The organism is Bradyrhizobium valentinum, from assembly GCF_001440405.1.
Lineage (GTDB): Bacteria > Pseudomonadota > Alphaproteobacteria > Rhizobiales > Xanthobacteraceae > Bradyrhizobium > Bradyrhizobium valentinum.
In genome coordinates, this window is sequence record NZ_LLXX01000172.1 from 63,711 (window position 1) to 70,926 (window position 7,216).

A 7,216-nucleotide genomic window follows, 5' to 3' on the forward strand; every position below is an offset into this window, starting at 1 on the left:
CGCCGCGGCTGCGGTGAAGGCGCATGAACGATTGTTCAGCAATACTAAGTTGGCCGTATCCTACGCAAGACCGAGGCAACTTCCGCGCGCCTTCGGACTTATTGCGGATGGGAAAAAGTGGCACGACCTGAGTGCCGGGAAAGGTAGCCAACGCGCGAGGCCGCATTGCCGCAATGCGATAACCTGGGAGGCACCCCTTCGATGTCTATGCTCAGCTCCGCCGTTCAACGATCCACCCTCGGGCTTCATACGCTCGAACAGTACGAGCCGCTCGTCGGCACTGCGACGACCGAGCGAATAGCTGCGAAGGCCGAACGGATGCGCACGATGCGCGTCGCCCATGTCAGTTCGACGTTCTATGGCGGAGGCGTCACCGAACTGCTTACGCCGCTAACACTCATGATGAACGCAACGGGCATCGAAACCGACTGGCATTTGATTCAGGGAACGCCGGGCTTCTTTGGCTGCACGAAGAAGCTTCACAACACGCTGCAAGGCGAGAGCGTGGATTTTTCGGACGCTGAAAAGACGATCTACGAACAGGTCGTGTTCGAGAACGCCACGCGGCTTCATCTTGACGATTGCGACGCGATCATCGTGCACGATCCTCAACCTCTGCCGCTGATCACCCATTTTCCCGATCGCGAAATGCCGTGGCTCTGGCAATGCCACGTCGATCTTTCGTCGCCCTATCCCCCGGTATGGACTTATCTGCGCCAGTTCATCGAGCAACATAACGCCGCTATCTTCTCGCTACCCGAATACGGTCAGGATCTTCAGGTCGACCAGCAGTTCGTCACCCCGGCGATCGATCCGTTTTCTGCGAAAAACCGGGAGCTGTCCGATCGAGAGATACGAGAATTCCTGAGCAATTACAAAATTCCGACAGATCGTCCATTGGTGACGCAGATTTCCAGGTTTGATCGATGGAAGGACCCGATGGGCGTGATTGAGGCCTTCCGAAAGGCGAGAGCGCAGGTCGACTGTACGCTCGTGCTCGTCGGCAACAATGCCTCCGACGATCCGGAGGGCGGGAAAATCCTCGAGACGATCAAGAACATTGCCGATGAAGGCATCGTTGTTCTTGCGGTCGATGATCCAACCCTGGTGAACGCGCTGCAGCGATCTGCCGCCGTCGTCGTGCAGAAGTCGACCCGCGAAGGCTTCGGTCTGACGGTCACCGAGGCAATGTGGAAAGGTGCTGCCATCATCGGCGGCAACGTGGGAGGCATCCGGCACCAGATCAAGGACGAATGGAACGGGTTTCTGGTGAGTACGCCCGATCAGGCGGCCGCAAGAATGGTGCAGCTTTTAAAGGATCCCGGGCTGCGGGAGCAGGTCGGTTCGCGGGCGAAAGAAAGCGTGCGGCAGAACTTTCTGATGAGCCGGCTATTAGAGGATTGGCTCGACCTGCTGTGCAAATACGAACGGCCGGTGGTCTGACCGGTTTTGGATTCGAGAGACCCCTGATACCTCGATGCTGGAAAGCCGATGCGAATTGCCCAGGTAGCACCTCTGGCCGAAAGTGTTCCTCCCAAGCTTTACGGCGGGACCGAGCGTGTGGTGGCGTGGCTGGTCGATGAGCTGGTAGGGTTGGGGCATGAGGTGACGCTGTTTGCCAGCGGGGATTCGCAGACCTCCGCCAAGCTTCATGCCGTTTGGCCGCGGGCGCTCCGCCTTGGCCGCCCACGGACTGACCCGATGGTTGCGCAGGCAGCGCTACTGGAAGCGGTTGCCCGGCACGCGACCGAATTCGATGTCATCCATGCGCATATCGATTGGCTGCACCTGCCGCTCCTGAGCCGGCTTGGTGTCCCGTTTCTCACTACCTGCCACGCGCGCATGGATTTGCCGGGTTTTCCAGATGTCGTCCGCCGCTTTCCCGACGCGCCGTTCGTTTCGATATCGGATAATCAGCGCGCTCCCCTGAGTGAGGCAAACTGGATCGGCACTATTTACCACGGCTTGCCGGCCGACCTGTTCAGTCCTTCCTTCGAGGCCGGCTCCTACCTCGCCTTCCTGGGCCGGCTGACGGCGGAGAAAGGACCGGAAGCCGCCATTCGGATCGCGCGCGCTGCCAAAATGCCGCTTCGTATCGCCGCCAAGGTGCCGCGCGGCGAAAGAAGCTATTTCAAGGAGCAACTCGAGCCGCAGATCGACGGGGAGCAGAGCAGGTCCAACTCACCGGCGAGGTCAATGATGAAACGAAACGGCAGTTTCTGGCAGGCGCGGCTGCGTTGCTGTTTCCTATCGATTGGCCCGAACCGTTCGGCCTCGTCATGATCGAGGCCATGGCCTGCGGCACGCCCGTCATTGCATTCAAGTCAGGCTCGGTGCCGGAGGTCATTGACGACGGCATAACCGGCTTTGTCGTAACAAGAGAATCAGAAGCTGTCGAAGCGATCGGAAAACTTTCCGAACTCGATCGGCGTCAGGTGCGAATGCAGTTCGAGAAAAGGTTTACCGCAAGGCGAATGGCGCAGGAGTATCTCGGCCGCTACAGGACATTGGTTCATCCCGATGCCGGCGAAGTTCATCCCGGTATCAGGCCCGCCTTGGCTCAAGGTTCAGAACCCGATGGCGTTCCGGCCCCGTAGCGATCCGCGCGATGGCCATATGGAACGGCAGTTTGCGCCGTGCCTACAGATCTCCTGCAACTCAAAGAACGGCCCCAGCGCGGGGGCGAGCCGAGGCCGTCTAGTCGAAGCTGTGCCGAGCGGCGGCCCGGCACGAACTCATAATCCGGAACATTGCCATTTGTTCCCGCATCAGAAATTCCCATGCTAGGCTTGTCCGCTTACGAACCGGGAACTGAGCCATGCCAATCTATCGCTTGCTGCAAAACGTGCCGATGGGACCGGAAGAGATCACCCGCTTGACGACGGCCTATGAGGAAACGTTGCGCACCATTGGCCTTGTTGACCGGAATGACCCGATAGCCGAAATGATCGCCAAAAAAATCATTGAGATCGGCCAAAGGGGCGTCCAGGACCCGACACAGATTTCAGAGCTGACAATCAAGGAAATGGGATTCTCGTAAGGCCGGCTCAGTGATGGAGAGCCGAAAAGCGCGCGGGCCTGGCTCCAAAGATCGCCAGCATACCGCGCGCCTTCGGATCACACCGCCGATTCCTTGCGGACGGCGGCGGCCGAATTCCTCACCTTATCGATCGCACGGACTGAGAAGCAAACGCGCTTAAGCCTTTGCTGTTCCTACGAAGGGTTTGCGTCCCCCCGCTCGTAGTCCGAGACGGTCATGACTTCGTCTGTCGGACGGGCTCGATGCAAAAGCTGGCTTAGGAGATCAGGTCCGTTTCATCATTGGAACGCAGCTATCGCTTACCGGTTATTCTTGCAGGAAGGGAGCTTCTCATGCAGCGCCGTCGAGTGAAACACACAGCCTCATTGGCCGATCGGATAGCCAGCAGGATTGCTGAAATCAAGGCTAAAGCAGAGGCGCTTCCTGAAGGAAGCAGAGAGCGTGAGCGATTGATGCGCAGGGCGAGGCTCGCTGATCCTTCGGCTGGACTGCAGCGATCGCTGCCTTCCGAAGGAGCAACACCCTCGCGTTAAAGGGGCGGCCAGTGCTTAATTGGCCAGCCGCCGGCCACCATACAGAGCACGATATTGAGGGAGGTGAACGCGATGGCCCAGCCGACCGATGAAGAAATCAAGAAGCGTGCTTACGAGATCTGGGAGCGCCATGGCAGGCCAGAAGGCAAAGAAGACGAATTCTGGCAGCAAGCGGAGCAAGAACTGCGAAACGAGGATAAATCGTCCCCCATCCGCACGCCCGACACCCTGTAACGAAAAAGCACAGCTCGATATGTTGCCGCATGAGGTTTAGCGGAAATCATCCTGTTCGTCCTTGAGACGAGAGCAATCGGCTGCGGCGTTCAATCCTGTTCCTTGAAAAGGAGAAGAACATTCCTCGTTCGGTCCTAGAACGCCGGTACGACACAAACGCTAAGCAGGCTGACTCACTTTCTTGTTCGCCGTCGACACTGCTACAGCCTCATTCTTCTTTCCAAGAATCCGATCGGATCCGAAGCGAATCGTCCATTGCGCGACCGACAGCAACAAGGACTCAAACACCGCCACGCATTGTTCGAGTTCCCGGTCCGTAGATGGCGGGCAATCAGGCCGGTTGCGGACGATCATCGTCGTCGTCGACCAGCTCAGCCGGGCCGCCTTGCAGGCGACGATCAGTCCATACACGCGGTCGGGCTCGAGCAAGGGTTCGATCGCCTCGACCTTGACATCCGCCTTCAAGGCAAGGGCTGCGACCACGTGGGTGTATTCACCCCTCACCGCAAAACGGTTGACGATGGAATCATTCAGCTTGCCGGTGCGATTGAGCGCAACGACCTCGCTTTGCGCCTGGGTGTAGTCAATCGCCTTCCTGGCCGCGCTGCTTTGTGCGGCGGCCGCCGCAGCAGAGCCTTGGGTTTTCTTCCGCGCGACGGGTCGTGACGCCGTCAAGAAGCGCGCGCGAACCACGTCGGCAACCTTGTCAATGAGCTCGCGCAGCAAGCTGCCGGGAATGTCCAATCGAAGGCCGAGCTTTTCGGCGAGGTCTTCGTCGCGCTCCGCCCGCCCTACCAGGGTCGCGTAACCGCATTCGGAGAAACGTGCGCCCGTGTTGCGGGCGAGCGCGTTGGAGACGTTGACGTCGCCAAATCTCATCAGCGCATCCGTCAATGCTTCGCTGAGCATCTTTCGGTCGCAGATGGCCAGCAAATGCTGTTGGCCACGACTCCCGGCGATTTCAAGGAGGTCTTTTTCCAATAGACAGATGGAACGTCTCAGGACGGGCCCGGCGACCAGCACGTCATCGTGAAAGGCAAGCTTGCGGACCGTCTGCCGCGGCGCCAGCTCGATGATGGACACGGCTTCGCTGAGAGGAACCAGGGTCGTTGCTTCCACCCGCTCGATCAGTTGAGCAAGGACGCCGTCGACGGCAGCGATCTGAGATTCACTGAGCCGACCAACATTGGACAGGAACAGGTCCGTCACCTGCCCGAAAACTTGGGCATCGTGCTCCGGTCCACCCTTTTCGGCGCCGTTCAATTCCGCGCGCAGATTCGGCGATGCCGCAGGCATTGCTATCCCGCCCCCGTCCAGACCGTCCCGGCTCGCCGCAATTCCCCCGGCAGCGGCCATTCTATCGTGCGGATGGCCGGCATCTTCGTGGATCCATCGGCGGCGGAAGGAACAAGCATGTGAGTGCCACTCGAAAGGCTGGTTTCGGCAGCCCTTTCACTCCACGAGAGCAATGAGACGCGCGAGCAATAACGGCTGATCGTACTCGGGTTTCCCTAACGGGTGGTTGTTACGAACCCGGGATTTTCCGCATTTATACGGAGTTTGTGGCGCGGAATGCGCCCGGCCAACGGGGGCAGCCGGGCCGGCTAAACATCTGCTTCCGGAGCCTCAGGGGATCGCCGGGGTCAGGGAAGTCGCGCCATAGAGCGTGGGGTAGCGGCTGCGCAGGACGTTACGGCGGAAGGAGGCTTTACTCGCCGACGCCGCAAGCGCGCCTGAACGCACGCTCGCCGGGCCGGCTGTTCGATCGCGCGGTCGAAGGCGGAGAGACCTGCCTCCTGCTCCTGTTCCTTCGATGAAACCCGTCGACCTGGCAAAAACGCAGCGTCAAAATCGAGTTGTCGCACATCCATCGATTCGGTTGACGTGGCGCGCACGCAACAGTCCAGGAAGTGTTGACGCGAGCCATTGCAGCTTCGCAGTATTAGCGCATAATTCGTAGTGGGGCCGCGCAGCACTTTTCGATTCGGACATCGGCAGAAATCGAGCAACCACATCGGGTGACTTCCCGGTGATGGACGACGTGTGCGGCAGCGCAAACCGCGTGCAGCGCCCCCAATGAACAGCGGCCAGCACCGCGCGCGCAACCTTGGGGAACTCATCAATGAATTTCCATCGTACAAGCAAGATCGCACTTCTCTTCGCCATCGCCTTCGCGGCAACGGCGCTTTCCGCACGCCCGAGCCTTGCCTTCTCGGAGGCGCAGCAGATGTGCACGGGCGACGCCATGCGGCTATGCGGCCATGAAGTCCCCAACGTCCAGCGAATCACCGCCTGCATGGTCAGGCACCGTGCGCAGGTCAGTCCAGGCTGCCGTGCCGTGATGGACCGCGAGCACACCGCGCGGAGGCGAGCCGCCGCCCAGTGACCGGTCGCTTCGTTCGACGACGAACGCGAACGGCCTCGGCAGAGCTGCGCGCAATGTGGAGGCCGCTTTTCTGTTGGACTCGGTCGCTACGCCGCGCAGCGATCAAGTTACCGATCAAGTTCCTGGCCCAACGGAGATTAGCTCAGGCTTGAGCCTTTTCGGTTCTGATTGAATCAGAACCGGGCTCTAGATTCTTGTTTTGACGCGTTTTCTTGACGCGAACCGGTGCCCGCTTTGCTCGAAAACGCTATGGAGAGCGCATCTGCTGCGCTCTCGGTGGCTACTCCCCCCACGTCGCGAACGCGTCATTGAACGCGCGTTCGCCGGGGGCGCCCTTTTCGATCGCGATGATGGCGCGGCGCTGGTTGACGTAGACCAGCGGCACGTCGAACCAGGAGCGCTCCTTCAGGAGCTGCAGGTTGCGGGCGCGGTCGGAATCGACGTTGGAGAGACCGACCAGGAAGAAGCCGTCGGTGACCTTCACGGCGAGACCGGCCAGCGGCGTGCCGCGCGCCTGCTCGTTCGACTTCATCAAGATACCCGGCACGTTGCCGACGCCGCCGCCGGAGAAATCCTGCGGCAGGATGAAGGTCAATTCCGCGGTGTGGCTCGCCGGCAGCGACGTATCGGTGTTGCGGCGGAACGACATCGTCATCTTGAACTTGCGGTCGGGAATCTCGATGTCGGCGCGCACGGCAAAGTCTGGCTTCTGGTTGCCGCTCGCCTTGATCGGTTCGGTGCGCCAGATCACCGAGCCGACATATTGCTTGCCCTTGGGATCGGACGGGTCCTCGTCATACAGCACGACGCGCTGCGCCACCGGCGCGATGTTCTCGCCCGGCGACGGCTGGCCGACGCGATCGGGAATCTTCGGGCGCGACTGCGGCGCGGCCGGATCCTTCGGCGCTTCCACCACGGTCGAGGATTTGAACAGTCCGCTCACGGCCGATACGACCGACTTGCCCCACAGGATGCCGGCGCCGACCAGAATGAGCACGATGCCGACCGCAATCGCGCTTTTGA

General features: G+C 60.3%; 5 protein-coding genes and 2 pseudogenes. 5 read left to right on the top strand and 2 right to left on the bottom strand.

Translation table 11 applies throughout. The annotated features are described in order from the left end of the window. Positions 1 to 201: 201 nt before the first annotated feature. From CP49_RS30580 to CP49_RS43620, 4 genes and pseudogenes are all read left to right on the top strand, one after another. Positions 202 to 1,443 (top strand): glycosyltransferase, encoded by a 1,242-nt coding sequence (locus tag CP49_RS30580; RefSeq protein WP_197423286.1) that lies wholly within the window; start codon positions 202 to 204, stop codon positions 1,441 to 1,443. Between the two features lie 48 nt (positions 1,444 to 1,491). Then, a pseudogene (locus CP49_RS30585) lies at positions 1,492 to 2,597 on the top strand (glycosyltransferase family 4 protein). A 221-nt stretch (positions 2,598 to 2,818) separates the two neighbouring features. After that, the gene (locus CP49_RS30590) at positions 2,819 to 3,040 is read left to right on the top strand and encodes a hypothetical protein (protein WP_057853837.1); all 222 of its coding nucleotides are present in this window, start codon (positions 2,819 to 2,821) and stop codon (positions 3,038 to 3,040) included. A gap of 605 nt (positions 3,041 to 3,645) precedes the next feature. Beyond that, complete coding sequence (locus tag CP49_RS43620) at positions 3,646 to 3,807, top strand: DUF2934 domain-containing protein (protein ID WP_082646328.1); 162 nt, start codon at positions 3,646 to 3,648, stop codon at positions 3,805 to 3,807. Positions 3,808 to 3,966: 159 nt separating this feature from the next. Here the strand turns inward: CP49_RS43620 and CP49_RS30595 are convergent, their stop codons facing one another. Further along, complete coding sequence (locus CP49_RS30595) at positions 3,967 to 5,103, bottom strand: DUF2336 domain-containing protein (protein WP_057853838.1); 1,137 nt, start codon at positions 5,101 to 5,103, stop codon at positions 3,967 to 3,969. 826 nt (positions 5,104 to 5,929) lie between these two features. On the opposite strand from CP49_RS30595, the gene CP49_RS30600 reads away from it, so the two are divergent. Next, positions 5,930 to 6,193, top strand: coding sequence for a hypothetical protein (locus tag CP49_RS30600; RefSeq protein WP_082646329.1), 264 nt, complete (start codon positions 5,930 to 5,932; stop codon positions 6,191 to 6,193). 280 nt (positions 6,194 to 6,473) lie between these two features. Here CP49_RS30600 and CP49_RS30605 read toward each other — a convergent pair. After that, positions 6,474 to 7,216 (bottom strand): annotated as a pseudogene (locus CP49_RS30605) (hypothetical protein); the annotation flags it as partial.

Coding starts and splice junctions, on each gene's coding strand:
- CP49_RS30580 (WP_197423286.1), top strand. CDS start 202: ATGTCTATGCTCAGCTCCGCCGTTCAACGATCCACCCTCGGGCTTCAT.
- CP49_RS30590 (WP_057853837.1), top strand. CDS start 2,819: ATGCCAATCTATCGCTTGCTGCAAAACGTGCCGATGGGACCGGAAGAG.
- CP49_RS43620 (WP_082646328.1), top strand. CDS start 3,646: ATGGCCCAGCCGACCGATGAAGAAATCAAGAAGCGTGCTTACGAGATC.
- CP49_RS30595 (WP_057853838.1), bottom strand. CDS start 5,103: ATGCCTGCGGCATCGCCGAATCTGCGCGCGGAATTGAACGGCGCCGAA.
- CP49_RS30600 (WP_082646329.1), top strand. CDS start 5,930: ATGAATTTCCATCGTACAAGCAAGATCGCACTTCTCTTCGCCATCGCC.